A 25,389-nucleotide genomic window follows, 5' to 3' on the forward strand; every position below is an offset into this window, starting at 1 on the left:
ACCCGCCACGTGCAAGGAGAGAAACACACGTATCGCGGCCATCGTCCTGGTCTTCCTCATGCCCTGACCGGCGAGCGGCCGTCCGGTCAGCAGGGGTTGGTCTGGGTGAGCAGGCCCAGTTGGTAAGGCAGTTGTGAATACGGCACGTTGGTGGATCCCGGATCCACGCCCTGGTAGAGAAGTCGCAAGTCGCAGGGATCGATCTCCATGGTCTGGTCGTACCCGGTGCGGATCAGTTCCCCGTGGCTGACGTCATTGGTCCACTGTCCGTTGGGGAAGGTCACATTGGTCAGTCCGGCGAACGGGTTCGCGATCTGCGTCCAGGCTCCGTCCAGGCTGGGCGAGGTCCAGGCCCGGTAGACGCGAGGGCTGTCCTCAGACCTTGGTCCACTTCTGGTTGCCGCCGCCGTTGCAGTCCCGGATCTGTACCTTGGCGCCGTTGGCGGCGCCGGCGACGTCGAGGCACTTGTTCGCGCCCACAGCGGTAGTGGTGCCGTCACTGTTGACCCCGAACTGCTGGTTGCTCTGACCGTTGCAGTCCCAGATCTCCACCGCCGTGCCACTGGCCGTGCCGTTGTCGTACACGTCCAGGCACTTGGTGTTGTTGTAAACCCGCAACTCCCCGGCCGAGGTCGAGGTGAACGACTGGTTCGCCCCGCCGTGGCAGTCCCAGATCTCGGCCAACGCACCGTTGACCTGCGACGCACCGGTGATGTCCAGGCACCGCCCCGAATCCTGCCCGCGCAGCCCGAACGACGTACCGGGGTCGCTCACGCCGCCGCCGGTGACGATGTACATCGCGGCCCCGTGACTGGGCACCGACGCGCTGATGGTGCCGCTGGTGGAGTTGGTGGTGTGTGCCCACAGGTCACGAACCGAGTAGCTCGACGCCGACCCGAGGCCTATCTGGGAGGCGGAGGTACTGATCGTGCTCGTGCCGCTGCCGCGGTTGAGCAGCACGACAGCCATGGACCCGTTGGCCATCGGCTTGGTCCAGATCTCCGTGTCGCCGTAGTCGGCGATCCGGTTGCCCTGCCGGCCGCCCCAGTCCTGGTTGACCGCGATGACCTCGGTGTTGGTCAGGGTCGAACGCGTGGCTTCGCTCATGGTGCGCAGGTCGTTGCCGGCCAGCAGCGGCGCGTTGAGCAGCGCCCACAGGCTGAAGTGCGCCCGGGACTCGGTGTCGGACAGGCCGTTGCCGACCTCCAGCATGTCCGGGTCGTTCCAGGCCCCCGGCTTGGAGAGGCCGGCCCACCCTGGCTGGGCATCGAGAATACCCATCACCGAGTTCCAGTTGCCCTCGATGTCCCACGTGGTGCGCCACGAGTTGCCGGTCGCCGGTCCCCACTGGTTGACGTCGTCCTCACCCCAGTTGCAGATCGCGAACAGGATCGGCCGACCGGTGTTCGCCAGGGCGTCACGCATCGCTGTGTAGCGGTCCTGACCGCTGCGACCCTGGTGATCACCACAGTTGTCGTACTTCAGGTAGTCGATCCCCCACGACGCCCACGTGTTCGCGTCCCGCTGCTCGTAGCCCAGGCTCGCCGGGTACCCCTGGCACGTCACCGTGCCGGCCGACGAGTAGATGCCCAGCTTCAACCCCTTGCCGTGCACGTAGTCGGCGAGTGCCTTCATGCCGCTGGGGAACTTGTTGTGGTCCTCCACCAGACTGCCGTTGCCGTCCCGGTTCCACTCCGACCAACAGTCGTCGATGTTGACGTACTGGTAGCCGGCCGCGGCCATGCCGCTGGACACCATCACGTCCGCGGTCTGCCGGACCAGGGTCTCGTTGACGTCGCAGCCGAAGCTGTTCCAGTCGTTCCACCCCATCTGCGGCGTGCGGGCCAGGTTGTTCTCCAGGGCCTGAGCCGGCGACGGGGCGGCGGACAGCGAGATCGGTAACGCGGCCACGACCACGACGGCCGAAAGCGCGAATCGCAAGAACTTGCGCACAGATCCTCCTCGTTGAGTCCGAGCGTGAGATGCGAGACCGCGGTCCCGCAGGTGGTGCGAGCCGTGTGGAGCCGGACACCCTCCACCGCCTGGGAGCGCTCCCAGACATGCGTGGTCCGAGGAGTGTCACGGGTGGTGCGTCGTGGGAGCCAGGCAGGGCGACATGTGTCGTCTGCAAACGGGGCGGTCACCGGGCCGGTGACGTGGAGGGGCTGCGAAACCGGTCCGTCCCGACAGTTCATGCTTGGTGAAGGTGTTCGTTGGAAACCGTTTTAAAATGTCAAGTCGGCTTGGTTCTGTCAATCACTTCACCCAGTAAAACTTGGCACCCTTTCGGCTCCGCCTGCACCCACATCACCGGATTAGCGGCTTTGACATGCAGAACTCACTCGTATCACATGAGAGTTGCATGGCATGCCGCCACCGGGGTACCGGATCGCACCTCCCCTCGGGACTCTCCGAGCATGTTGATTGTTGTTGGATTGATCATCCATACCGCTGCCCACCCTGCGTCGGAGCTGGTGGCGTGCGACGCGGGTGCCGCAGGAGCGTCAGCCGACAGTCGCCCGGTTTGCGGGCAGCTCTCCACCTCGGCCCTCAGAGCAACGGCCGACAAGGCCGCGAGAGCCCGCGCCGGCAGATCCCGCAATTACCAAGAGCAAGGCACGGGAGGCATACGCCCTGTCCGCCCGCACGCGATCAGGGCGGATACGCGGCCTCCCCGGCCCGATGCGAGGCACGCGGACCTTCTCCAACACGGTTTCGAACTGCGGCAAGTCGCCGCGCTGCCCGGCCGTGATCACGATCGACATGGGCTTCTGGCCTTGCTCGACGGCCAGGTGCAGCTTGGTGGAGAACCCGCCGCGCGACCTTCCCAGTCCGTGATCACTGGGCTCGGTGAACAGGCCACCTGGTGGTTCCTTCCGCAGGTCGCCCTGCTTGCGGTCCCCGGCCGCATGCTGGTGAGCGCGGCAGACCGTGGAGTCGACACTCAGGTCCCACGTGATCGCACCGTTCGCATCGGCCAGGGACTGAAGCTGGGTGAGTATCCGGTGCCAGGTGCCGTTCCGCTGCCACCGGCGGAACAGGTCCTAGACCCGACCCCACGGCCCGTACTCGTCGGGCACATCCCGCCACGGAATCCCGGTACGGATCCGGAACCGTCGAGCAGCTCGCAGGGGTCCGCGTCCCGGGGATCACCGATGGCACCGGCACGTGCCAAGGCCGAGGTCGCGGAAGGCGTCTCGTCGCCCGCGCCCGTCGCGCGCCCGCCATCGTTCTCCCGACCACCGCGGACGACGAGGAGACCGGCCGTGACCGCCGCTGCCAGAAGCAACGCCGCCAGCGTGAGCGCCGACGAACGGCGCCGACGGCGCACGGCCCTCGGCAGCCGGAGCCCGAGAGACCGGAGAGGGGCGAAGGCGCGAGGAGGCGGGAGGGGGGCCAGAGCCAGTGTGCGGCCGTCGTGCGGTTTCGCCCGGACGTGCGGGGGCGGCGGGACGGACCGCGTCAGCAGGCGGTGCGCCTCGGCGGCGTCGGGATAACGGTCACCGACCTTGTATCCGGCCTCGGGCGTCACCGGCACCGTTCACTCCTCGTTCCCCTGCGCCACACGCATGGTTGCCTGACAGCGACGGAGTGGACGCAGCGGGAACTCAACGGCGGGCCTTTTCGCCGGACTTCGTACGCTGCCCGGCCGTCGAGCCTATGGGGTAATCGCCTGGTTATTCACGGATCACGCCTACACCGCCAAGGGAAAGCTCTCGAAGAGCACGTACGTCTGCTACGCCTGCCGCAAGGACACCTGGGGCTACGCCAAGCCCTCCTCCGGGGCCCACACCGGAGCCGGAGCCGGAGCCGGATGGCCTTGGAGCTGTAGCCCTTGTCGCCCAGAACGTGATCCGGTTTCACGCGTGGCCGTCCGGGACCGGTCCGGGACACCCGGTCGCCCCGCCGCAGGTCGCGGTGGGCATCGACCTGGTCGACAATGGCCGAAACGGACACCCGGCCGGGTGCCGCGCCCCTGAGCCGTGGCGGAGAGGCAGGGCGGCCATGAGCGTCATCGAAGGCGCTGTCGATGTCGAGGTTCCGGTCCGTATGGCCTACAACCAGTGGACCCAGTTCGAGTGTTTTCCCCGGTTCATGCGGGGAGTGCGGCGGGTGGATCGGTCACGTTCCGCCATGACGCACTGGGTGACCGGGTTCGGCGGTGTGACCCGCGAGTTCGACGCGGAGATCACCGAGCAGCGCCCCGACGACCGAGTGGTGTGGCGCACGGTGGGCCCGCCCCGGCTGACCGGTTCGGTGTGTTTCCTGCCGTTGGGGGAGAGCCGCTGCCGGGTCACCCTCCGCATCGATTTCGCCCCGCGCGGCGCCGTCGAACGCGCCGGGGACGCCCTGGGCGTGGTCCGCAGGCAGGTCCACGCGGATCTCCGGCGCTTCAAGGAGTACATCGAGGGCCAGGGCCGGGAGACCGGGCGGTGGCGGGGCACCATCAGCGACGGCCGTGTCAAACCGGACTCCGACCGTCTGCCGCCGCCGGTGCCGAACTGGCCGAGCGGCTGAAGCAGACCGTACGAAGCGAAAAGCCGAGCGGAAGGTGTGGCGGTGCGCGAATCATCGGGTGACCCGGGCGGCGAGCAGGCGAGAACAACTCCCCCGAAGACCTGGGCGGCCGGCGTCCCGGCGGTCGCCCACGCGATCGAGTACTCCCTCGCCGAGACATCGCCCCGCCGTACGGCACTGAACCTGCTCGACATCAACCAGACCAAGGGCTTCGACTGCCCGGGCTGCGCCTGGCCCGACCCCGCGCCGGGCCGGCGCCACACGAACGAGTACTGCGAGAACGGCGCCAAGCACGCCAACGACGACGCCACCACGCGGCGCGTCACCCCCGCGTTCTTCCAACGGCATTCCGTCTCCGAACTGGCACGCGCCTCGGACCGGTGGCTGAACCAGCAGGGACGGCTCACGCACCCCATGGTGAAGCGGCCGGGGGCCGACCACTACGAGCCGATCAGCTGGCACGCCGCCCTGGAGCTGATCGCCGACGAGCTACGGGCCATGGACTCCCCCGACGAGGCGATCTTCTACACCTCGGGCCGGGCCGGGAACGAGCCCGCCTTCGTCCTCCAGCTCTTCGCCCGAGCCCTGGGGACCAACAACCTGCCGGACTGTTCCAACATGTGTCACGAGTCGAGCGGAGCGGCGCTGCACGAGACGCTGGGCATCGGCAAGGGCGACGTGAGCCTGCTGGACATCCACCACGCGGATCTCGTGCTCACCGTCGGGCAGAACCCCGGCAGCAACCATCCCCGGATGCTCTCCGCGCTGGAGGAGACCAAACGCGGGGGCGGTCACATCGTGGCCGTCAACCCGCTCCCCGAAGCGGGCCTCATGCGCTTCAAGAACCCGCAGAAACCACGCGGGGTGATCGGCCGGGGCACCACCATCGCCGACCAGTTCCTCCAGATCCGCCTCGGTGGCGATCTCGCCCTCTTCCAGGCCCTGAACCTGCTCCTGCTGGAGGCCGAGGACGCCGCGCCGGGGACGGTGCTCGCCCGGGACTTCATCGACCACCACACCAGCGGGTTCGAAGAGTTCGCCGCCCACATCCGCACCACCGTCTCCTGGCCGGACGTCCTGGCCGCCACCGGCCTGGCCCGGAGCCAGATCGAGGAGTTGCGCGACCGGGTCCTGGCCAGCGAACGCGTCGTCGTCTGCTGGGCGATGGGACTCACCCAGCAGAAGCACGGAGTGTCCACCATCCGCGAGCTGGTGAACTTTCAACTGCTGCGGGGGAACATCGGCCGGCCGGGCGCCGGAGTCTGCCCCGTACGCGGACACAGCAACGTCCAGGGCGACCGCACCATGGGCATCTGGGAGCAGATGCCCCAGGAGTTCCTGGACGCCCTCGAACGCGAGTTCTCCTTCACCCCGCCCGCCCACCACGGTCTGGACACGGTGGACTCCATCCGGGCCATGCTGGCAGGCCGGGCCAAGGTCTTCCTCGGCCTCGCGGGCAACTTCGTACGGGCCGCCCCCGACAGCGACCTCACCGAAGAGGGGATGCGCCGCTGCCGCCTCACCGCGCACATCTCCACCAAGCTCAACCGCTCCCACACCGTCTGCGGCGACACCGCGCTGATCCTGCCGACCCTCGGCCGCAGCGAGAGGGACAGCCAGAGCGGCGAGGAGCAGTTCATCACCGTCGAGGACTCCATGAGCCAGGTGCACGCCTCGTCCGGGCGTCTGGAGCCGGCGTCCAGCCACCTGCTCAGCGAGGTCGCCATCCTCAGCAGGCTGGCGCGCCGGACACTGGGCGACCAGGTGCCCGTGCCCTGGGAGGACTTCGAGGCGGACTACGACCATATCCGGGACCGCATCGCACGCGTCGTCCCCGGCTTCGAGAACTTCAACACCAGAGTGCGCAAGCCGGGCGGCTTCGGCCTGCCGAACCCGGTGAACGAAGGCGTCTTCCCCACCCCCGGCGGCAAGGCGCTGTTCACCCGCAACGGCTTCGAGGCACTGAGCGCCCCCGAAGGCCATCTCCTGCTACAGACGCTGCGCTCCCACGACCAGTGGAACACCGTGCCCTACACCACCGACGACCGGTACCGAGGCATCCACGGCTCACGCCGCATCGTGCTCGTCCACCCCGCGGACCTGCGCGCCCTCGGGCTGAAGGACGCCGCCCGGGTGGACGTGGTCAGTGTCTGGCAGGACGGCACCGAACGCCGCGCCGAGGACTTCCGGCTGGTCTCCTACCCCACGACCCCCGGCTGCGCCGCCGCCTACTACCCGGAGGCCAACGTCCTCGTTCCGCTGGACAGCGTGGCCGACACCAGCAACACGCCGACCTCCAAAGGCATCGTCGTCCGCCTGGAACCACGGGAATGACGGCGACGAGCGACACCGACGGTCCACGGCCTTACCAGGCAGCAACAGCAAGGAGCCCACTGTGCCGGCGATACCTGACATCACCCTCAACAACGGTGTGAAAATCCCCCAGCTCGGCTTCGGGACCTTCCAGATTCCGCCGGAAGAGACCCGTGAGACCACCCTGACGGCCCTGGAGACCGGCTACCGGCACATCGACACGGCGGAGATGTACGGCAACGAGAAGGAGGTCGGCCAGGCGGTCAGGGACTCCGGTCTCGACCGCGCCGACGTCTTCGTCACCAGCAAACTGGACAACGACGCGCACCCGTACGACGACGCCCTGCGGGCGTTCGACGGGACCATGACGCAACTCGGTCTGGAATATCTGGACCTCTTCCTCATCCACTGGCCCCTGCCGGGTTCGGGTGACTTCGTGGAGACCTGGAACGCCCTGGAGCAGATCTACCGCTCCGGGCGGGTCAAGGCGATCGGGGTCTCCAACTTCCAGCCGCACCACCTGCGTCGGCTGCTGGAGAACAGCACGGTGGTGCCCGCCGTCAACCAGATCGAGGTGCACCCGTACCTGACCCAGGATTCCGTCAGGTCCTTCGGCGCCGAACACGACATCGCCACGGAGGCGTGGTCGCCCATCGCGCAGGGCAAAGTGCTCGGAGACCCGACCATCACCCGCATCGCGGAGCGGGTGGGCAGGTCGGCCGCGCAGGTGACCCTGCGCTGGCACGTGCAGCGTGGCGACATCGTCTTCCCCAAGTCCGTCACGCGGAAGCGGATCGAGGAGAACTTCGCACTCTTCGACTTCGAACTCACCGAGAGTGATGTCGGTGAGATATCGGCCCTCAACCGCGACGAGCGCACCGGGTTCGACCCGGACAGGTTCAACGGCTGAACCGGCCCCCGGCCGGCGCCCGCCGAGGGGCGGGCGCCTACACCCGGCTCAGTGGACCCTTCCCCTCGGCCTCAGCCGGGTCGCGGGCAGTTCGGGGGCCGCCACTTCCGCCACCGCCGCGCGCCTCCCCTTGATGTCCCGTTCATGATGAAGGTCACGGCGGAATACTGTCCGATCGTTCAGCTCTGACCGATCGGACAGTTAAGGTCGGGTGCATGGCACGATCCGCCTCCGCGATGCGCGGCCTGATCCTGGAATCGGCTCTACGACAGTTCGCCGTACAGGGCTTCCGAGGTACCTCGTTGCAGGACATCGCCTCCGACGCCGGCTGCTCAAAGGCTTTGCTCCTGTACCACTTCTCCAGCAAGGAAACGATCTGTACCGAGCTGCTGACGCCGGCCCGGGACGCCCTCGCCACCCTGCTCGACCAAGTGGCCGCCGTGGAGGGCGAGTCGCGAGTGGAGATGACCGTCACCGGATACGTCGACCTCGCCCTGCGGTTCAGCCGTGAGATCCGGCTCCTCTTCGAGGACATCGCCGAGATGTCCCGTCACGATGCCCTGAACGTCATGGAACTGGCGGACAGGCTGCTCGACGCGCTGTCCGGCGGTTCGCACCAGCCACCGGCCCGGGTGGCCGCGTGGATGGTGATGGGCGCCGTCTTCATCACGAGCGCCAGCGACAAGGAAGTGGCGCCGGACGATGTCCTGCGCGCCGAAATGATCCGCAGTGCGCTGCGGGCTCTGCACCACACCCCCAGCTGACCCCTCACGGAAAGTCCCACACCCCATGGCGACCCTGCTGTACCGGCTCGGCCAGTTCTCCTTTCGACGCAGGGGGCGAATAGCGGCGGCCTGGCTGCTTCTGCTCGCCGTGCTCGGAGTCGGAGCCGCCACCCTGATGAGCCCGACCACCGACAAGTTCTCCATGCCGGGCACCGAGTCCCAGAAGGCCCTGGACGATCTCGGCCGGCAGTTCCCCCAGGCGGGCGGCGCAACCGGCGCCATCATCATCGCCGCCTCCCAGGACTCGAAGCTCACCCCCTCCGCGGTGGCACCGGTGGTGAAGGAAGCCGCCTCGATCGACGGGGTCACCGCCGCGCTGGACCCCTTCGAGACGGGCTCCGTCTCCGAGGACGGCCGCTACGCGCTGGTCCAGGTGCAGTTCACGAAGGGGCTCGACGAGGTCACCGACGCACAGAAGTCGGCCTATGAGCGGGTGGGCGCCGACGCCGAAGGACTGCGGGTCGAGCACGGCGGCGAGATCATGGGGGGCAAGGTGGAGGTCGGCTCCACCGAGGCCCTGGGTGTGATGGTCGCCGCGATGGTCCTGGTCGTCACCTTCGGATCGCTCGTCGCCGCCGGCATGACCCTGCTGAACGCGCTGATCGGTGTCGCGGTCGGCATGGCCGGCCTCTTCTCCCTGACCAGCGTCATCGAACTGACCTCCACCGCGCCGATCCTGGCACTGATGCTCGGACTGGCCGTCGGCATCGACTACTCGCTCTTCATCACCTCGCGCTACCGCCAGTACCTCACCGAGGGTCTGGCGCCCGAGGAAGCGGTGGGCCGCGCGACCGGCACGGCCGGTTCCGCGGTCGTCTTCGCGGGAGCCACCGTCGTCATCGCGCTGGCCGGTCTCTCCGTCGTCGGCATCCCCTTCCTGAGCGTGATGGGCCTGGCAGCGGCGGCCACGGTCGCTGTCGCCGTCCTGGTCGCGCTCACCCTGCTGCCGGCCTTCCTCTCCTTCGCCGGCAACAGGATCCTGCCGCGCAAGCAGCGCCGGGCGGCTGCCGAAGACGCGGCGCTCGGCGAGGCCACCGAGGGCTTCGGGTTCACCTGGGGACGGCTCGTCACCAAGCTGCGTATCCCGCTGCTGGCGGTCGGCATCGTCGGCCTGGGCGCGCTGGCCCTTCCCGTCCAGGACATGCGCCTGGCGCTGCCGGACGCGGGCACCGCTGCCGAGGGCTCCGCCGCACGCGAGGCGTACGACCTCACCTCGGAAGGCTTCGGCGAGGGCTTCAACGGACGCCTCATCGCCGTCGTCAATGGCGCGGACGCCTCGTCGACCGGCGCGGCGGCGAAGAAGGCCGCGGCACTCATCCAGGAGACCGACGGCATTCTGGCGGTCGCTCCACCGCAGCCGAACCAGCAGGGCACCACCGTGCTGCTGACGATCATCCCCGAGGCAGGTCCGACCGCCGTCGGTACCGAGAACGCCGTCCGTGACATCCGCGACCGCGTCGCCGGGATCGACGGCGCCGACATCGCCCTCACCGGAGCGACGGCGCTGGGTATCGACGTCTCGGAGAAGCTCGCCGACGCCCTGCCGGTCTATCTGCTCCTCGTGGTCGGCTTGTCGATCCTGCTGCTCATGCTGGTCTTCCGGTCGGTCCTGGTTCCGGTCAAGGCCGCGCTGGGCTTCCTCCTCACCGTGGGCGCGACCTTCGGCATCACCGTCGCCATCTTCCAGGAAGGGCACCTCGCCTCGCTGGTCGGCATCGACACGCCCGGCCCGCTGGTCAGCTTCCTGCCGATCCTGCTCATCGGCATCCTCTTCGGACTGGCCATGGACTACGAAGTCTTCCTGGTCTCACGCATGCGCGAGGACTTCGTCCACGGCGCGGATCCGCAGCAGGCCACGGTCGGGGGGATGGGGCACAACGCCCGTGTCGTCACGGCCGCCGCGCTCATCATGACGTCCGTCTTCGGAGGCTTCGTCCTGCTGGACGACCCGATCATCAAGTCCATCGGGTTCGCACTCGCCATCGGTGTGGTCATCGACGCCTTCGTCGTCCGCATGACTCTGGTGCCGGCGGTCATGTCGCTCCTGGGCCGCGCGGCCTGGTGGCTGCCCAAGTCGCTCGACAAGGCGCTGCCGGACCTCGACATCGAAGGTGAGAAGTTGAACCGGCGGCTGGAGCCGGAGGAACCGCGCAAGGACACCGTCGCGGTCTGACACGTCGCGTCGGCTGGGGGTGGGGCCGCACAGGCGCCGCCCTCAGCCGACACGCCCCCTCGGGACGCATCACTCGCTCAGTGAGCAACAGCGGCTTTTTCAACGACCCTTCGGCCGGTTACGCGGCATCTGTTCCCACGCGGGCGACTTCACGCAGGCTCACATCGTCGGCCGCTCAATGAGCCGGCGCACCGCCTCGTTCGCGATATTCGGGTGAGCTGCACTGAGATTCGTGGAGTCCCTGATGCCAGGGTTCCGATCCTGGTGAAGGGGAACGACATCAGTGCCGGCACCACGGAAATACCCCGATGAGCTGCGTGTGCGGGCGGTCCGCGAGGTCCGCGCCACGGGCCGTCCCGTCGCGCACGTTGCGAAGGGCCTCGGCATCCGCGAGGAAGCCTTGCGCGGCTGGGTCCGCCAGGCCGAGGCGGATGCCGGTGAACGCGACGGCCGGCTGAGTACGGCCGGGCTCGACGAACTCAAGCAACTCCGCGAGGAGAACGCTGCGTTGAGGTGGGCCAATGAGATCCTGAAGGCCGCTTCGGTGTTTTGTGCCCAGGGGATCGACCGTTCCCGGACGAGGCCGTGCAGGTGATGGACCACCTGCGCGAGAAGGGCTTCGGGGTCGATCCCGTCTGCCGGGAGCTGGACCTGTCGCCGTCGACGTACTTCGCCCGCGAGAAGCGCCCGAAGTCCGCCCGCCGACCGCGGGAGGAACAGCTCATGCCCATGATCGAGCAGACCCACGCCGAGTCCGGCGGGAGTTACGGAGCCCGAAGGATCACCCGCGCGCTGCGGCGCGGTGGCATCGAGGTGGCCCGCTGCACGATCGAGCGGCTGATGGCCGAGCTCGGCATCGAGGGCGTCGTCCGCGGCCGGCGCCGGCGAACCACCGTCAGCGAGCCGTCGGCGCCGAGGCCGCCGGACCTGGTCGACCGGGACTTCACCGCCGACGGCCCCGACCGGCTCTGGGTCGCCGACATGACCTATGTCAGAACCTGGTCCGGCTGGGCTTACGTCGCCTTCGTCCTGGACGTGTTCTCCCGCATGATCGTCGGCTGGCGGATCGCGAACCATATGCGGACCGAACTCCCTCTGGAAGCACTGGAGATGGCGCTGCGGCGTCGGCGGATCAAGAAGGGCTCCGGCCTGGTCCACCACTCCGACAGGGGGTCGCAATACGTATCAATTCGCTACACGGACCGGCTGTCGGACACCGGCGCCTCCGCGTCGGTCGGTTCCATCGCGGACTCGTACGACAACGCCATGGCCGAGGCGCTGAACGGCACCTTCAAAGCTGAGTTGATCGAAATGCAGGGTCCCTGGCGGGACGTCGGCCAGGTCGAGCGAGCGATCTTCCAATGGGTCACGTGGTACAACGAAGAGCGTCTCCACTCCGCTCTCGATTACGTACCGCCCGCCGAGTACGAACGGGACTTCTGGCAGAGCCTGGGACAAGCCCCGCAGCCCGCCTGAAACAAGATCATTGGACTCCACGAAACTCAGTACAGCTCACCACGATGCGCCCAGGGTTCCCCGGAAGGGCGTAGGCATCGGCTTCTGGGCGGTCCAGGACGCTGAGGTCTCCCGCGGTGGGGGCGTTTTGCAGCTGTGCGTGCGCGGTGCGGTACTGGCGGAGCTGGCTCAGGGCCGACCGGGGCATGGCGTACGCGCAGACAGCGAGGGCGCCGACGGCGAGTGCGGTCGCCGGATAAGCGACCACGACGGGCGCGAAGTCCAGGGGGCGGATCAGGTGGCCGAGGCGGGCCAAGGCGGACACGGTGAGCGCGCCGGCGAGGAGCAGGCCGCCGAGCGCGGCCAGCCAGCCGCCCGCCAACACGCACGCCGTCGCGGTCAGCGCCCACAGCGCGGCCGTCGGCCGAAGGCGCGGAACCGCACACCGAGTGAGCGCCGGCGCCGCGAACGGCATCAGCAGCGGCACGAGCAGCGCGGTGATCACCGGCCGCCACCGCTTTCCAGGAGGTCGCGCAGTATGCGCTCGTCCTTGGGGCCCAGATCGGAGACGAACCGTGCCAGCACGGTCTGGCGGTCGGTGTCCTTGTCGAGTTCGTGGTGCATGCGCCGGGCGGTCAGGCCGTGGGCGTCCTGGACGGGGAAGTAGGCGAATCCGCGACCGGAGCGTTCCCTGCCGACGGTCCCCTTCTCGAAGAGGCGGGACAGGATCGTCGTCACAGTCGTGCGGGCCAACTCCACCGGCAGGCCGCGCTGCACCTGCCCGGCGGTCCGGGGCCCGTCCGCGGCCCAGAGCGCCGCGAGCACGCTCGCCTCCAGCTCACCGGCCCCCCTGCGCTCGGCAGCACCCTCGGCCATTACCTTCTCCCCATCTCCGCATCGTCTACAGTTCAGTAGACCGTCTACGTGACTGTAGTCGATCGGTTGTTCCATCCGGCTGTCCCCTGCCCGCATTCAGCGAGAGGCCACCCACTCATGGCCCTATCCGTCCTCGCCGCATCGTCGCTAGCGGTGAACCTCCTCGATGCCCAGTCGCTACTGGCGACCTTCGGTGTCCTGGGCATCGCGGTGGTGATGTTCGCCGAGACGGGACTGCTGGTCGGCTTCTTCCTGCCAGGCGACTCCCTGCTCTTCACCGCGGGCCTGCTGTGCGCGGGCTCCGCGGACAAGGCTGCGACGCTATCCCTGCCCTGGGTCCTTGCGGCTTCGGTGGCCGGTGCGCTGACCGGCGCCCAGGTCGGATACCTCATCGGGCGCCGGGCGGGCGGAGCGGTCCTGTCCCGGAGCAGGTCCAAGCGCCTGCACGAGGGCGCCGAGCGCGCGCAGGAGTTGCTGGAACGCTACGGGCACGCCAAGGCGATCGTGCTGGCCCGCTTCGTGCCCGTGGTGCGCACGGTCTTGAACCCGCTCGCCGGGGCGCTGAACATCCCGGCCCGCGTCTTCACCCTGTGGCAGGTGGCCGGCGGGCTGGTGTGGACGGTGGGCCTGGTGCTGGCCGGTTACGCGCTCGGCTCCTCCATCCCCAACGTTGACCGGTACCTGCTGCCGATCGTCGCCCTCATCGTCGCGGTGTCCCTGCTGCCGCTGGCGATCGAACTGCTCCGCTCCCGGAGGGCCGGCAGGCACCAGAACGGATCCGCTTGATGACTCCCCCGTACGACGGCTCGGCCATCGACGGCCCCGCCTACCGCGAGATCGTCGACCTCGCCCACCGGGCCCCCGGTTGGGTCGACAGCCTGATCACCGGCTGGTCGGCCTACGGGCTGGGCGTCTTCGCGCTGCTGATGCTCCTCGCCTGGTGGCAGGCCCGCCGCGCGGGCACCCCGGCGGCGGTCACCGCTCTCGCGGTCCCGCTCGTCACCGTCCTCGCCTTCGGCATCGACTCCCTTCTGAAACTGGCCGTCCGTGAGGACCGGCCCTGCCAGCAGCTGAGCGTGGTCACCCTCGAAGCGTGCCCGGCGGCCGGTGACTGGTCCTTCCCCAGCAACCATGCCGCCCTCGCCTCGGCTGCGGCCTTCGCGCTGCTCCTCGTATCGCGCCGCGTGGGTTTGATCGCCCTGGCGGCGGCGGTCCTGATGGCGGCCTCGCGGGTCTGGGTGGGCGTGCACTACCCGCACGATGTCCTCGTCGGGTTCGCTGTCGGCGCCCTCGTCGCCCTCCTCGCCACCTGGGCGGTGCGGCGCAAGCAGAGTGAGCTCGCGGCCCGGCTGAAGGACGGCCCGCTGCGCCCGCTGCTGGCCGCGGCGTGACCCGCCACAGGGCCGCCCGCCTGTGCGGCTGGGCGGCCCTGGCCGCGTCGGCCGCCTTCGCCCTGCTCGCCGTAGCGGTGTTCCACGCGCCGCATGGGCTGCTGCCCGGCGACGCTGCGCTGCACACCTGGTCGCTGGCGCACCGGCCCGGTCCCGCCCTGGCCCTGTCGCGCGCGGTCACCGCCACCGGCTCCGGGGCCATCCCTTTCGCGGCGGTCATCCTGGCGGGTCTGTCCGTGGGCCGCACCACCCGGCAGCGTGTCATCACCGCCGCCGCGCTCGCCCTCTGCCTCGGCGCGGGCCAGGCCCTGCGGTACGCGGTCATGATGCTGATCGCCCGCCCCCGGCCGCCGCTCGCCGACTGGGCGACGCACGCCTCGGGGTGGTCCTTCCCCTCCGGTCACGCCACCACCGGCGCGATGACCGCGGGCCTCCTGATCGCCGCCCTGCTGCTCCGCGGCCCTCGCGTCCCACGGCTGGCTGCCGTCCTGATCGGCGTCTGGGGCGCGGCCGTGGGCCTGACCCGGGTGTATCTCGGCGTGCACTGGTTCAGCGACGTGCTCGGCGGCTGGCTGTTCGCCACGGCATGGCTGGCCCTGGCCGCCTGCGCGTACCTGTGGCGTACGCGGGAAACCGTACGGTGACCGGGCGGCGCGTCCTCGTCGTGGAGGACGATCACGCCCTGCGCGACGTACTCCTGCGTGGCCTGCGGGACGAGGGTTTCGAGGCGATGCCGGCCCAGGACGGTGCGAGCGCGCTGCGCCTCGCCGCGAACGGCTTCGACGCGATCGTCCTGGACGTCGGGCTGCCGGACGCGGACGGCCGCGACGTGTGCCAGGCTCTGCGGGCCAACGGATACCTTGCCCCCGTCGTCTTCCTCACGGCCCACCACGGGATCGCCGACCGGCTCTCCGGATTCTCCGCGGGCGGCGACGACTATCTGGCCAAGCCGTTCCACCTGGCCGAGCTCGCCGCCCGCCTGCGCGCGGCTCTGAGACGGGCCGGCCCCGGCGTCCCGGCCACGACCGGGGACCTGGTGCTCGACCCGGTGCGCTTCACCTGCACCGCCGCGGGGCAGCCCGTCGACCTCACCCCGACCGAGTTCCGGCTGCTGGCCGCGCTCATCGCCTCGGCCGGAGGCCTCGTACAGCGCCGCGAGCTGCTCCGGGCCGGCTGGCCGGAAGGGGCCCGGGTCACCGACAACACCCTCGACCAGTACCTGAGCCGCCTGCGCCGCAAACTGCGCACCGCGGGCAGCGCCCTGACCCTCACGACCAGTCGCGGCATGGGACACCGGCTCTCGTGAGGACGCGCGTCGCGAGGCTACTCCCGCACCGTCCGGGGCCGAACACCCTGCGCGGGCGGCTCGCCCTGGTCGCCGTCACCGCCGCCGCCCTCCTGATGGTCGTCCTGACCGTCGCCTTCAACGGAGTCGTCCGCCAGCGGCTCCAGCAGCAGGCCGACGACCATCTGCACACCCGGGCCGCCGCCGTCGCCGCGACCGTGGACACCACCGGCGCCACCGCCCGTGTCGTGGAAGTACCGCACGACGACCTGCTCGACGCCGACGTGTGGATCTACGCCGGGTCCGAGCGGCTCGAAGCGCCGCCCGCCGCCGTCGACGGGCCGCTCACCCGGGCCGCCGACGCCCTCGCCGCCGGCGGCGGCCGCCGCTGCGTCACTCTGGACAGCGCGGAGCCTGTACGGCTGTGCACCCAGCCCGTCCCCGGCCCCGGGCCCGCCCGGGCGGCCGTGGTCACCGCCCTCGGCCTCGCCCCCTACCGCAGCTCGGCGGACACCGTGCTGTACGCGTCCCTCGGCCTCGACGCGGCCATGCTCGCCTGCACCTACGTACTGACGCGCCTCGCCGTGGGACGGGCCCTGCGCCCCGTCCGCACGATGACCGACCAGGCCACCGCCTGGAGCGCGCTGGCCGCCGCCGACCGCTTCGGCGGCAGCGCCCGCCCGGCCGAACTCGCCCGGCTGGGCACCTCCCTGGACGCCCTGCTGGACCGCATCCGGGCAGGGCTGCGCCACGAACAGCAGCTGACCAGGGAGCTCTCCCACGAACTGCGCAACCCGCTCGCCCGGATCATCGCCGAACTCGACTGGTGGCGCGCCCGGCCCCGCACAACCGTCGAGACGGAACTGGCCTGCGCGGCGATCACCGACGCCGCACAGTCGATGCGGACGATCTGCGACACCCTGCTCGACGACGCCCGCGGCGCCGGCGCCCCGCTGCCCGGCACTACCGAGGTGCTGGCCGTACTGCTCCGCCTCGCAGGGCGTTCCTCCGCATCCGAGACGGTCGAGGTTGAAGCCGCCGAGGGCCTGACGGCCGGTGTACCGGCCGCTGTGCTCGAGCGCACGGTGAGCCCGTTGCTGGACAACGCCCTGCGCTATGCCCGCTCCAGCGTCCGGGTGGTGGCCCGCCGGGAGGAGGGGAGCGTGGTCGTCGAAGTGAGCGACGACGGTCCGGGCGTGCCCCCGGCCTTCATCCCGGACCTGTTCCACCCGGGGCGGCGGGCCGATCCTGGCGACGGGCACGGCGGAGCCGGCCTGGGGCTGCCGCTCGCACGACGCCTGGCCCGCTCCGCCGACGGAGACGTCCGCCATGACGAACGCCACGCTCCCGGGGCCCGGTTCGTCGTCACACTGCCGGCTGGGTGACCTGCTCCTGCTTCGTCACGTCACGCCGCGTCACGGCCAGGAACACCACGAGGGCGAGGATCACGACCAGGAACAGCGCGCTCGTGATCACCGTGCCCAGGCCAAGGCCGCCTTCGTCGGTCGGCTGCGAGAGGAAGTCGCCCACCGACGCGCCCAGCGGCCGGGTGAGGACGTAGACCGTCCAGAAGCTCAGCACCGCGCCCAGCCCCATGGCGTAGTGGGCCAGGGCGACCGCCGCGATCAGGATGCCGAACAGCAGTGCCGCCACCCAGTAGCCCAGGGACAGCTGCTCCGCCACCAGGTCGCCGACGGCCGTGCCCAGAGCGAAGGTGAGCAGCACCGCCGCCCAGTAGAACGCCTCGCGGCGCGCCGAGTCGATGCGACGGATCGACAACGTCCCTTCCGTCTTGAACCAGATGAGGAACGCGGCCGCCAGTGCCACCGCGAACACGGCGGTCGTGGCCTCCAGCGGAACGCCCAGGTTGTCCGTCAGGTTGTCGGTGATCAGCGTGCCCACGACGCTGACCAGCACCACGACCAGCCAGTACACGCCGGGCCGGTAGGTGGTGGTGCGGAACTGCGCGATCAGGGCCAGGACCAGAAACGCGCCCATCACCAGCGAGGTACCGGTCAGCCCCATGCCCAGCCGGCCGTTGAGGAAGTCCGCCGCGGTCTCGCCCACCGTGGTGCACAGCACCTTGATCACCCAGAAGTAGGCGGTGATTTCGGGGACCTTGTTCCAGCGCACCCCGGCCGGGCCGCTGCCGGTGGCCGTCCCTGTGGCGGGAGGCTGCTGCGTCTCGTATGTCATGGAGCCAGACGGTGCCAGGCCCAACCTGAACACATCCTGAGCACGTGTGCCCCGGCCCGCTCATGCGGCCCGGCGGGCCCGTCCGCGGGGATAGCCTCCCCGCCATGCCGACCGCGACCGAGCCTGGGCCCGTACATCCGGCGCCCGTGGATTCCGCTCCCGTACATCCCGCGTCCCGGCCCCTGGAGTTCCTGCGCAGACGGCTCGGCTGGGCCTCCTGTGCGGCCTACGCCGCCGCCGCGGTCCTTCCCGCGCCGGGTCTGTGGCTGCGCCACATCCACGGCCTCACTGTGGGCGCGGACCTGCGCGTCGGCGTCAACACCACTCAGATCCTGCTTGCCTCCGTCCTCTTCACGGCCGCTCTGCGGTCCTGCCCGAACGCCCTGGCCCGCATGCTGCGCAGCCCCCGCATCCTGCTGGTCGGCCTCGGTCTCCACCTGACGGCGCCGCTGCTGATCATCCCGGGCATCGCGCTCGCGCTGCGCTGTTCGCCCGACGCTGACGGCGGCAGCGGCATGACCGCCGCGATGATCCTGACCGTCGCCATGCCGGTGGCCGCTGGAGCCACCGTGTGGAGCGGCGGGGGACGCGGGGACGAGCCGACGATACTGGGACTGGTCATCGTCTCCACACTCATCAGCCCGCTCACCGTCCCGGCCACGGTCGGCGCCCTGACGCCCCTGCTCAGCACGGAATACGCGCACACCCTGTCGGCCGCGGCCCGTGGAGCCGGAAGCGGCTTCGCCCTGACCGGGGTGCTGCTGCCCTGCGCCGTCGGCATCGCCTGCCGCCTCGTCCTGCCGGGCTCCGTCACGCGGGCCGTACTCCCCACGGCGGCCCTCGGCGCGGTGCTCGCCTCGCTCGCCCTCACCTATGTCAATGCCAGCGGCGCCATCGGGCAGTTCCTCACGCACCCCCGCCCGCTGCTGCTCGCGGCGGGCGCGTGCACCGCCGCAGCCGTCTGCGGGCTGTCCTTCGCCTGGGGCCGCCTCGCCGTCCACGCCCTGCGGCTGGAGACCCGCGCCGGTACGTCCGTCACGCTGGCCTGCGGGATGAGCAACAGCAGCGCGGGCGCCGTGCTCATCACCACCGCGATGCCCGACCGGCCGCAGCTCCTGCTGCCCGTCCTCGCCTACAGCCTGCTCCAGAAGCTCGCGGCCAACCGGGTCATGCGCGCCCGGACAACAAGAGCAGCAGCGTGAACCGGGTCGGCGCGGTCCCGCTCAGCGCGATGCGGGCCCCGGCGGCCCCGGCCAGCTCCCGCGCCAGGGCCAGCCCGATACCCGACCCGGGCCCCGTGGTCGCGCCGCGTGCGAAGAGGCTCTTCGCGTCGAGGGCGTGCGTGCCCTCGTCGGCGACATCGAGGGCGAGCGCGGACCCGAGGTCGCGCAGGCTCATCCCGCAGTCGGCGTCGCGATCGATCGGCCGTCCTGCGGGGGGACAGTCCTTCAGAGGCCGCATCGGACACGACCTCCCGATCAAAAACGGAATGCCTGCACAGTCGCCACAGCCTCCCCTGGTTTTCGGCATAAGTGCGGGTCAACGCACCCTTCCCCGCGCCTTCAGTCGGGTGGCGGGCAGTTCGGGGGCCGGCAGCGGAGGGCCGTCGTAGCCCTTCACCTCGCCGAAGCGGGTGCCGTTCGTCCAGTCCTCGCGGGCCTGCTCGATGTCTTCCTGGGACCGTCCGATCCAGTTCCAGAACATGACGATCTCCTCCTCGAAGGGCTCACCCCCCAGAAGCATCAAGCCGGCGTCGGAGACGGCACGGAGCGGGAGTTCGGTACGGCCGCAGCCCAGGTAGAGCATCGAGCCGGGCAGTACGGGGACACCGTCGACCTCCGCCTCGCCCGACATGGACAGTACGGCGTACTCGAAGTCGGGTTCGAGCGGCAGGCGGGCTTCGGTGCCGGCGGTCAGGGTCAGGTCGGCGCCGGTGAGGGGGGTGTAGGCGGTGCCCGGCGAGACGGCTCCGTCGAGGGCGCCCAGGATGACGGTGGCGGTGAGGCCGGGGGCGGTGACGACGGGGAGGTCGGTGTGGTGCTGGAAGTGGGGGGCGACCTGGCGGTGGGCCTCGGGCAGGGCGACCCAGAGCTGGGCGCCGTGCAGGAGACGGGCGTGGTCGCGGGGGCTCTCCTCGGAGTGGGAGATCGCCCGGCCGGACGTCATCAGGCCCAGCTCGCGCGGGCGTACGGTCTGTAGGCTGCCCAGGCTGTCGCGGTGCAGCACCTCCCCGTCGTGCAGCCAGCTGACGGTCTGGAGCCCCATGTGCGGATGGGGCGGCACCTGCATTCCGGGCTCGTCCGCGATGTCGTCGGGTCCGTAGTGGTCGACGAAGGCCCAGGCGCCGACCATGCGGCGGCCGAGGTTGGGCAGCAGCCTGCGGACCTCGGTGGACTCGCCCAGCTGGACCCGGCGGGGGCTCAGCAGTTCCCGTACGGGCTCGGCGACGACGAAGCCGCGACCGCCGCAGACGGTGACGGCGGCCTGACGATCAAGATTGCTCATGGCGCCCCACCCTATTCCCGCGAGCGGCCGGCCGGCCGGCGATCCCGCCCGGTGGTTCAGCCGGAACGTTCAGGGCCGCCGCGAACGGCCCGAGGCCGGCGGGCGGGAGCCGCGGGGCTGGCCGCCCTGCGCGCCGCGGCGCCGGTCGGCGCGGCGCCGCAGCCGCCTGCGCTCCTCCTCGTCCGTACCGCCCCACACTCCGGTGGTACGGCCGGTGTTGAGCGCCCATTCGAGGCACTGGCTCTCCACCGGACAGCTGTGGCAGACCTGCTTGGCCCGCTCGGCCTGCTGAACGGCGGGCCCGGAATCGCCCACGGGGAAGAACAGTTCCGGGTCGGCGCCGACGCAGGCCGCGTCGCGCAGCCACTGCCAGGTGTCGGCGTCCTGGCCGGTGTCCAGTTGTGCCATGGTCAGCCGCGCAGTCATCAGGGGTCTTCTCCTCCGCTCGGTGTGTGGGGTATCGCGTACCCCGTGGCCCGGAACGAAACAGATCGGGACACATCGAAACACCGGACGTGTCCCCTCCGAGTCCCCTCCGCACCGTCTCCGCCGCCCGCGCCATCTCTTTCGGGGCCCGGCGTCTCCGCGCTGACGTGCTGTTTCAGCTGCCGTTTGACACACCGGTGAGAGGTGGGAGGGTGGATCCGACGGATGAATCGCCCCCGGGCCAGGTGCCCGCGCGGCACCGTACGCGGCACACCGGGACGTGGCGAACGAGGTGAACGACGTGAGCGGCGACAGGAGCGAGGCGATGGGAGACGAGGTCTACCAGCCCGACCACGCCGAGATCGGCGAGGACCAGGGCATCCTGGACTCCGAGGACACCCTCGTCGACCGCGGCTCCGACCCGTTCGACGAGGGCTGGTCCCCGCCCGAACGCCCGCTGGGCGTGGAGCACACGGGGACGACGGCGGCCGAGCGGCTGGCGGGCGAGTCCCTGGACCAGCGCCTCGCCGAGGAGGTGCCCGACAACGCCGTCCCGGCCGGGGACGGCATCGGGGATCTGCCGTACGGGGAGGGCGAGCAACTGGACGACGAGGTCGGTGACGAGCGTTCGGGCCGGCTGGTGGCGCCGGACGAAGGCGCCCACGAGGACGCCGAGAAGGACATGATCGCCAGCGATGTCGGCATCGACGGCGCCGCCGCCTCGGCGGAGGAGGCCGCGGTGCATCTCGTACCGGACGACCCGGACGATCCGGACGACCAGGACGGCGGCCCCGGGTCCGGCTGAGTCACGGCCGGGCGCTGAACCCTCCGTGCGCGGTCGTGAGGGGCTCGTGGCCGGCGCGGCGCCCGGGCGGCCCGCACACCGTACCGACCGGGGTGAGCGGTGGAGCCGGCCGTCGCGGTATGTCCTGCGGTGTCGCCACGCTCCTGGTGAACCAGACGACTTTTCCCCGGTCCGTGGCGCAGGTGCCCCAGCTGTCGCTGAGCGCGGCGACCCGGGCGAGCCCGCCGCCGCCCGCGCTGAGCAGCCGGGGCAGCCGGGGCCCCTCGTCCTCGACCGAGACCGTGAGATGGCGTCCGGTCCAGCGCAGTTCGACCGCGCACCGGGTGTCCTCGCCGACATGGCGGTGGACGTTGGCCAGCAGCGCGCCGAGTCCCGCGCTCACCGGCCCGACCTCCAACTCCAGTCTCCAGTACCGCAGATGCGCGACGACGATGCGCCTCAGGCGCGGTACGCGCTCCGGCGAGGCGGGCGATTCCACCACGTAGTGACGCACGAGTGGAACGGTCATGGGCAAGTCTCCTCACAGGAAGGCCCACGGTCTTCACCACGTTGTGCGTCAACGGCTCCCGAGCACGAAGCGTGAGCGGCCATCACTTCTGGGTCACCCCAGCGTGCGCCTCCCGGAGTGCCGCCGCAACACGAACGGACCAGGGGGCGCCGGGCCGTGCCCGCGCCCCGGGCGCTACGGCCGGCTCTCCAGCCGCAGCTGCAGCTCCTCCTCCTGGTCGCCGGAGGCCGTACCGACCACGCGTACGGCGAACGCCGAGGCCAGGCTGGAGCGCAGGCTCTCCACCGCCGCGTAGCCGCCCTGGAGAGTGGCGACGACCGGGGCCGTGAGGCGCGCGGGGCGGGGCTTCGCCCGTACGTCCGACGCGTCGAACGTGGCGATCCAGACCATCGGACGGCCCCCCGGTGCCTCCTGGGGCACGTCCTCGGCCGCGCGGTCGCAGCCGTACGCGGTGCGCAGCGCGCCGAACACCTCGCGTGCGTCCTCCTTCGCGCCGCCGCTGAGCGCCACCACGACCTCGTCCACGGGCCGCTGTCCGCCGTCGGCCTGATCCGTACTGTTCATGGGGATCTCTCCTCTCGCTGTCGGGCACCTCGTCGAGCCGCCCGAGGGGAGGGCCGCCCTCCGGATTCTTCCCGATGTACGGCGCCGGGGCGCGGTGAGCGAGCCCGCCCGGCCGACAGCGGCTTCCCCCGCCGCTTCCCTCTGCGGCCCGGGGCCGCAGGGCCGAACGGGTTGTCGAAGGGTCCGTCCGTGTGTCGTCGGGCCGATGTGAAACCCGTGGCACGGTCCGCCGAAGAGACTCGCGGACGTGACGGATACCCAAGGGCCCCCGGGAGACCGGAACAAGGACGGCAGAAGCGATCACGGCCCGGTCGATCCGGCGGCGCCGCCCGTGTCGGTGCCGAGGCCCGACGCGGAACAGTCCATGCTGCTGCGGCAGGTGGGGCGGGAGTGGGGGCGGGTGTCCGCCGAACCCGACGCCTGGCGGAACGCTCTGCCGGTGGATCCGGATGTCGGCAGCTACCCCGAGCCCGCGCAGATCGTGCCGGCCCGCTTCGGCCGGTTCGTCAAGGTCGCACCGCTCGTCGGGGCGGCGGGCAGAGGTTCCGCGCGTGGTACGGAGGCGGCCGGGCGCGCGGCGGAGGCGCGGGAGGCGGCGCCGCCCGGCGGGTTCAGTACGCGGGTGCGGCGGGCCGTGCTGGGGGCGCCGTTGCGGAGTACGGCGATCGCGCGGGAGCGGATGCGCAAGCTGGTGGCGCTGCCGGTGCTGTCGGCGGACGCGCTGTCGTCCGTGGCCTACGGTCCGGAGGCGCTGGTCACGGTGCTGGTCCTCGCCGGCACGGCGGGGCTGGCGTACGCGACGCCGGTGGCGCTGGCGATCGTCTTCCTGATGCTGGCGGTCGGGCTGTCGTACCGTCAGACGATCCGGGCCTATCCGCACGGCGGCGGCTCGTACATCGTGGCCACGGACAATCTGGGGCGGGTGCCGGGGCTGGTGGCCGCGGCCGGGCTGATGACGGACTACATCCTGACCGTCGCGGTCTCGGTGTCGTCGGGGATGGCCGCGGTCACCTCGGCGCTGCCCGGGCTGAGCGGCGATATCGTTCTGATCGGTGTGCTGGTCATCGCGCTGCTGCTGGCGGGGAATCTGCGTGGCGTCCGGCAGGCGGGCGCGCTGTTCGCGGCGCCCACGTACGCGTTCATCATCGCGATCGCCGCGCTGGTGGCGTTCGGCCTCTACCACGCTGCGGGCCGCGGCTTCGAGCCCGTACCGACGCCGCCGGTGCACGCGGTCGAGGGCGTCGGACTGCTGCTGGTGATGCGGGCGTTCGCCTCCGGCTCCACCGCGATGACCGGTATCGAGGCGATCTCCAACGCCGTCCCCGCGTTCAAGCCGGTCCCCTGGCGCAACGCCAGGACGACGCTGTCGTGGATGATCGGGCTGCTGGTGACGATGTTCGCCGGGACGGTCGCCATGGTCCATCTGGAGGGCGTCGTGCCGCAGTCGCGGGAGACCGTGCTCTCCCAGCTGGCGCACCGCAGCTTCGGCGACGGCGGGCTGTACGTGTTCACCCAGGCGGCGACGGCGCTGGTGCTGCTGCTCGCGGCGAACACCGCGTACAACGACTTCCCCCGGGTGCTGTTCCTGCTGGCGCGGGACAATCACGCGCCGCGGATCTTCACCCGGCTGGGAGACCGGCTGGCCTTCAGCAACGGGATCATCCTGCTCTCGGTGGCGGCCGCTGTGGTCTATGTCGCGTTCGAGGGCAGGACCGACGCGCTGATCCCGCTGTACGCCGTCGGGGTGTTCCTGGCCTTCACGCTGTCGCAGAGCGGCATGGTGGTGCACTGGTGGCGCAAGCGCGACCGGCACTGGCGCAAGAGCCTGTGTTTCAACGCCACCGGCGCGCTGCTCTCCGCGCTCGTCTTCATCACGGCCGGGATCACGAAGTTCACCGAGGGCGCCTGGGTCGCGATCCTGGCCGTCACCGGGTTCCTGCTGGTGACCACGCGGATCCGGCGCTACTACGACAGGGTGGCCGCGGCGCTGCGGCTGCATCCGCAGACGATCGAGATCCCCAGCGGCACGCTCTCGCCGCCGCCCGACACCTGTACCCCGGCGCGGTCCGCGCCGCCCGTCCGGCGGGCGGCGGGTGACGGGGCCGCGCCGGAGGAGGAAGCGGACTCGGAGGCCGAGGACACCCCGGAGGAGATCCGCCATCTCTCCGTCGTGCCCGTCGACGCGCTGCACCAGGCGAGCATGCGGGCGCTGGCGTACGCGGCCTCGCTCCAGCAGCCCGTCCTCGCCCTGCACGTCAGCCCGAGCGACGAGGACGCGGAGCGCTTCCGCGAGGCATGGCTGCTGTGGGGCGACCACCTTCCGCTGCGGATCGTCGTGTCCCCGTACCGCGCGATCGTGACGCCGCTGATCAGCTATATCGAGTCGCTGCACCATCAGCGCCCGGACCTGACCATCACGGTCATCATCCCGGAGATCGTCGTGCGCCACTGGTGGCACCGGATCCTCCAGAGTCCGCTGGCGGGGCGGCTGCGGCGGGCGCTGCGACACCTGCCGAAGATCGTGGTGACGACCGTCCCCTTCCACATCCAGGAGGGACGGCGGCCCACCCCGTGATCCACATGTCCAACTCATCCTTAAATGGCCGGTTTGTCGGATGAATATTAGGGTGATGCGTGGCATGGCCCACTCAGGGCCATGGCATCTACCCGAGGAGCCGA

Annotated in this window: 25 protein-coding genes and 1 pseudogene; 15 read left to right on the top strand and 11 right to left on the bottom strand. The window is 70.6% G+C overall.

Translation table 11 applies throughout. The features are described from left to right. Positions 1–86 precede the first annotated feature (86 nt). The 3 genes and pseudogenes from OG627_RS03035 to OG627_RS03045 all read right to left on the bottom strand — a co-directional run. On the bottom strand, positions 87–482 hold the full coding sequence (locus OG627_RS03035) for a non-reducing end alpha-L-arabinofuranosidase family hydrolase (protein WP_329072303.1): 396 nt from the start codon (positions 480–482) through the stop codon (positions 87–89). Continuing rightward, entirely contained in the window at positions 376–1,953 is a 1,578-nt protein-coding gene (locus OG627_RS03040) for a ricin-type beta-trefoil lectin domain protein (RefSeq protein ID WP_329061130.1), read from the bottom strand. Before OG627_RS03040 ends, OG627_RS03035 begins: the two co-directional genes overlap by 107 nt. A gap of 665 nt (positions 1,954–2,618) precedes the next feature. Beyond that, positions 2,619–3,116 (bottom strand): annotated as a pseudogene (locus OG627_RS03045) (IS5 family transposase); the annotation flags it as partial. Between the two features lie 889 nt (positions 3,117–4,005). Here OG627_RS03045 and OG627_RS03055 point away from each other — a divergent pair. The 7 genes from OG627_RS03055 (at position 4,006) to OG627_RS03085 (ending at position 12,175) form a co-directional block, all read left to right on the top strand. After that, complete coding sequence (locus OG627_RS03055; RefSeq protein WP_329061132.1) at positions 4,006–4,518, top strand: SRPBCC family protein; 513 nt, start codon at positions 4,006–4,008, stop codon at positions 4,516–4,518. A gap of 42 nt (positions 4,519–4,560) precedes the next feature. Continuing rightward, positions 4,561–6,852 (top strand): FdhF/YdeP family oxidoreductase, encoded by a 2,292-nt coding sequence (locus OG627_RS03060; RefSeq protein ID WP_329061134.1) that lies wholly within the window; start codon positions 4,561–4,563, stop codon positions 6,850–6,852. Positions 6,853–6,913: 61 nt separating this feature from the next. Continuing rightward, positions 6,914–7,741, top strand: coding sequence for an aldo/keto reductase (locus tag OG627_RS03065; RefSeq protein ID WP_329061136.1), 828 nt, complete (start codon positions 6,914–6,916; stop codon positions 7,739–7,741). Positions 7,742–7,956: 215 nt separating this feature from the next. Further along, entirely contained in the window at positions 7,957–8,505 is a 549-nt protein-coding gene (locus OG627_RS03070) for a TetR/AcrR family transcriptional regulator (RefSeq protein ID WP_329061138.1), read from the top strand. Between the two features lie 25 nt (positions 8,506–8,530). Continuing rightward, positions 8,531–10,699 (top strand): MMPL family transporter, encoded by a 2,169-nt coding sequence (locus OG627_RS03075; RefSeq protein WP_329061140.1) that lies wholly within the window; start codon positions 8,531–8,533, stop codon positions 10,697–10,699. A 283-nt stretch (positions 10,700–10,982) separates the two neighbouring features. Further along, on the top strand, positions 10,983–11,294 hold the full coding sequence (locus tag OG627_RS03080) for a transposase (protein ID WP_329061142.1): 312 nt from the start codon (positions 10,983–10,985) through the stop codon (positions 11,292–11,294). Further along, positions 11,294–12,175, top strand: a complete 882-nt coding sequence (locus OG627_RS03085) for an IS3 family transposase (RefSeq protein WP_329061144.1) — start codon at positions 11,294–11,296, stop codon at positions 12,173–12,175. The genes OG627_RS03080 and OG627_RS03085 overlap by 1 nt, the downstream gene beginning before the upstream one ends. A gap of 7 nt (positions 12,176–12,182) precedes the next feature. On the opposite strand, the gene OG627_RS03090 is transcribed toward OG627_RS03085, so the two are convergent. Together OG627_RS03090 and OG627_RS03095 are read right to left on the bottom strand one after the other, a co-directional pair. Then, positions 12,183–12,659, bottom strand: a complete 477-nt coding sequence (locus OG627_RS03090) for a hypothetical protein (RefSeq protein WP_329061146.1) — start codon at positions 12,657–12,659, stop codon at positions 12,183–12,185. Further along, on the bottom strand, positions 12,656–13,030 hold the full coding sequence (locus OG627_RS03095; protein WP_329061148.1) for a BlaI/MecI/CopY family transcriptional regulator: 375 nt from the start codon (positions 13,028–13,030) through the stop codon (positions 12,656–12,658). The genes OG627_RS03090 and OG627_RS03095 overlap by 4 nt, the downstream gene beginning before the upstream one ends. Before the next feature lie 117 nt (positions 13,031–13,147). Between OG627_RS03095 and OG627_RS03100 the strand changes: the two genes are divergently transcribed. From OG627_RS03100 to OG627_RS03120, 5 genes are read left to right on the top strand one after another with little or no spacing between them, the layout of a single operon-like run. Further along, positions 13,148–13,816 (top strand): DedA family protein, encoded by a 669-nt coding sequence (locus OG627_RS03100; protein WP_329061150.1) that lies wholly within the window; start codon positions 13,148–13,150, stop codon positions 13,814–13,816. Beyond that, the gene (locus tag OG627_RS03105; RefSeq protein ID WP_329061152.1) at positions 13,816–14,421 is read left to right on the top strand and encodes a phosphatase PAP2 family protein; all 606 of its coding nucleotides are present in this window, start codon (positions 13,816–13,818) and stop codon (positions 14,419–14,421) included. The genes OG627_RS03100 and OG627_RS03105 overlap by 1 nt, the downstream gene beginning before the upstream one ends. Then, entirely contained in the window at positions 14,418–15,065 is a 648-nt protein-coding gene (locus tag OG627_RS03110; protein ID WP_329061154.1) for a phosphatase PAP2 family protein, read from the top strand. The genes OG627_RS03105 and OG627_RS03110 overlap by 4 nt, the downstream gene beginning before the upstream one ends. Further along, entirely contained in the window at positions 15,062–15,727 is a 666-nt protein-coding gene (locus OG627_RS03115; RefSeq protein WP_329061156.1) for a response regulator transcription factor, read from the top strand. Before OG627_RS03110 ends, OG627_RS03115 begins: the two co-directional genes overlap by 4 nt. Then, complete coding sequence (locus OG627_RS03120; protein ID WP_329061157.1) at positions 15,724–17,091, top strand: sensor histidine kinase; 1,368 nt, start codon at positions 15,724–15,726, stop codon at positions 17,089–17,091. The genes OG627_RS03115 and OG627_RS03120 overlap by 4 nt, the downstream gene beginning before the upstream one ends. On the opposite strand, the gene OG627_RS03125 is transcribed toward OG627_RS03120, so the two are convergent. After that, positions 17,072–17,902 (bottom strand): COG4705 family protein, encoded by an 831-nt coding sequence (locus OG627_RS03125; RefSeq protein ID WP_329061159.1) that lies wholly within the window; start codon positions 17,900–17,902, stop codon positions 17,072–17,074. The two genes, OG627_RS03120 and OG627_RS03125, sit on opposite strands and share 20 nt — an antisense overlap. Before the next feature lie 104 nt (positions 17,903–18,006). Here OG627_RS03125 and OG627_RS03130 point away from each other — a divergent pair, with 104 nt between their 5' ends. After that, positions 18,007–19,104 carry a sodium-dependent transporter gene (locus tag OG627_RS03130; protein WP_329061161.1) on the top strand — a complete coding sequence of 366 codons (1,098 nt, stop codon included), beginning with the start codon at positions 18,007–18,009 and terminating at the stop codon, positions 19,102–19,104. Here the strand turns inward: OG627_RS03130 and OG627_RS03135 are convergent. The 3 genes from OG627_RS03135 to OG627_RS03145 all read right to left on the bottom strand — a co-directional run bounded on the left by OG627_RS03135 (position 19,070) and on the right by OG627_RS03145 (position 20,815). After that, positions 19,070–19,363 (bottom strand): ATP-binding protein, encoded by a 294-nt coding sequence (locus OG627_RS03135; RefSeq protein ID WP_329061162.1) that lies wholly within the window; start codon positions 19,361–19,363, stop codon positions 19,070–19,072. The two genes, OG627_RS03130 and OG627_RS03135, sit on opposite strands and share 35 nt — an antisense overlap. Before the next feature lie 78 nt (positions 19,364–19,441). Then, the gene (locus tag OG627_RS03140) at positions 19,442–20,407 is read right to left on the bottom strand and encodes a pirin family protein (RefSeq protein WP_329061164.1); all 966 of its coding nucleotides are present in this window, start codon (positions 20,405–20,407) and stop codon (positions 19,442–19,444) included. Between the two features lie 69 nt (positions 20,408–20,476). Further along, positions 20,477–20,815 (bottom strand): WhiB family transcriptional regulator, encoded by a 339-nt coding sequence (locus OG627_RS03145; RefSeq protein ID WP_329072308.1) that lies wholly within the window; start codon positions 20,813–20,815, stop codon positions 20,477–20,479. A 343-nt stretch (positions 20,816–21,158) separates the two neighbouring features. Between OG627_RS03145 and OG627_RS03150 the strand changes: the two genes are divergently transcribed. Beyond that, the gene (locus tag OG627_RS03150) at positions 21,159–21,638 is read left to right on the top strand and encodes a DUF5709 domain-containing protein (RefSeq protein ID WP_329072310.1); all 480 of its coding nucleotides are present in this window, start codon (positions 21,159–21,161) and stop codon (positions 21,636–21,638) included. A 1-nt stretch (position 21,639) separates the two neighbouring features. Here OG627_RS03150 and OG627_RS03155 read toward each other — a convergent pair whose 3' ends face one another. Together OG627_RS03155 and OG627_RS03160 are read right to left on the bottom strand one after the other, a co-directional pair. Next, positions 21,640–22,146 carry an ATP-binding protein gene (locus OG627_RS03155; RefSeq protein ID WP_329061166.1) on the bottom strand — a complete coding sequence of 169 codons (507 nt, stop codon included), beginning with the start codon at positions 22,144–22,146 and terminating at the stop codon, positions 21,640–21,642. A 174-nt stretch (positions 22,147–22,320) separates the two neighbouring features. After that, complete coding sequence (locus OG627_RS03160) at positions 22,321–22,710, bottom strand: hypothetical protein (RefSeq protein WP_329061168.1); 390 nt, start codon at positions 22,708–22,710, stop codon at positions 22,321–22,323. A gap of 679 nt (positions 22,711–23,389) precedes the next feature. On the opposite strand from OG627_RS03160, the gene OG627_RS03165 reads away from it, so the two are divergent. Further along, entirely contained in the window at positions 23,390–25,285 is a 1,896-nt protein-coding gene (locus tag OG627_RS03165) for an APC family permease (RefSeq protein ID WP_443073602.1), read from the top strand. Positions 25,286–25,389: the final 104 nt, after the last annotated feature.

This window comes from Streptomyces sp. NBC_01429, from assembly GCF_036231945.1.
Lineage (GTDB): Bacteria > Actinomycetota > Actinomycetes > Streptomycetales > Streptomycetaceae > Streptomyces.

What these genes read in the sequence shown, in the direction of transcription:
- OG627_RS03140 (WP_329061164.1), bottom strand. Translation starts at nt 20,407, where the DNA reads ATGAGCAATCTTGATCGTCAGGCCGCCGTCACCGTCTGCGGCGGTCGC.
- OG627_RS03095 (WP_329061148.1), bottom strand. Translation starts at nt 13,030, where the DNA reads ATGGCCGAGGGTGCTGCCGAGCGCAGGGGGGCCGGTGAGCTGGAGGCG.
- OG627_RS03125 (WP_329061159.1), bottom strand. Translation starts at nt 17,902, where the DNA reads ATGACATACGAGACGCAGCAGCCTCCCGCCACAGGGACGGCCACCGGC.
- OG627_RS03135 (WP_329061162.1), bottom strand. Translation starts at nt 19,363, where the DNA reads ATGCGGCCTCTGAAGGACTGTCCCCCCGCAGGACGGCCGATCGATCGC.
- OG627_RS03055 (WP_329061132.1), top strand. Translation starts at nt 4,006, where the DNA reads ATGAGCGTCATCGAAGGCGCTGTCGATGTCGAGGTTCCGGTCCGTATG.
- OG627_RS03130 (WP_329061161.1), top strand. Translation starts at nt 18,007, where the DNA reads ATGCCGACCGCGACCGAGCCTGGGCCCGTACATCCGGCGCCCGTGGAT.
- OG627_RS03155 (WP_329061166.1), bottom strand. Translation starts at nt 22,146, where the DNA reads ATGACCGTTCCACTCGTGCGTCACTACGTGGTGGAATCGCCCGCCTCG.
- OG627_RS03150 (WP_329072310.1), top strand. Translation starts at nt 21,159, where the DNA reads ATGGGAGACGAGGTCTACCAGCCCGACCACGCCGAGATCGGCGAGGAC.
- OG627_RS03100 (WP_329061150.1), top strand. Translation starts at nt 13,148, where the DNA reads ATGGCCCTATCCGTCCTCGCCGCATCGTCGCTAGCGGTGAACCTCCTC.
- OG627_RS03145 (WP_329072308.1), bottom strand. Translation starts at nt 20,815, where the DNA reads ATGGCACAACTGGACACCGGCCAGGACGCCGACACCTGGCAGTGGCTG.
- OG627_RS03105 (WP_329061152.1), top strand. Translation starts at nt 13,816, where the DNA reads ATGACTCCCCCGTACGACGGCTCGGCCATCGACGGCCCCGCCTACCGC.
- OG627_RS03085 (WP_329061144.1), top strand. Translation starts at nt 11,294, where the DNA reads ATGGACCACCTGCGCGAGAAGGGCTTCGGGGTCGATCCCGTCTGCCGG.
- OG627_RS03160 (WP_329061168.1), bottom strand. Translation starts at nt 22,710, where the DNA reads ATGAACAGTACGGATCAGGCCGACGGCGGACAGCGGCCCGTGGACGAG.
- OG627_RS03070 (WP_329061138.1), top strand. Translation starts at nt 7,957, where the DNA reads ATGGCACGATCCGCCTCCGCGATGCGCGGCCTGATCCTGGAATCGGCT.
- OG627_RS03165 (WP_443073602.1), top strand. Translation starts at nt 23,390, where the DNA reads ATGCGCAAGCTGGTGGCGCTGCCGGTGCTGTCGGCGGACGCGCTGTCG.
- OG627_RS03075 (WP_329061140.1), top strand. Translation starts at nt 8,531, where the DNA reads ATGGCGACCCTGCTGTACCGGCTCGGCCAGTTCTCCTTTCGACGCAGG.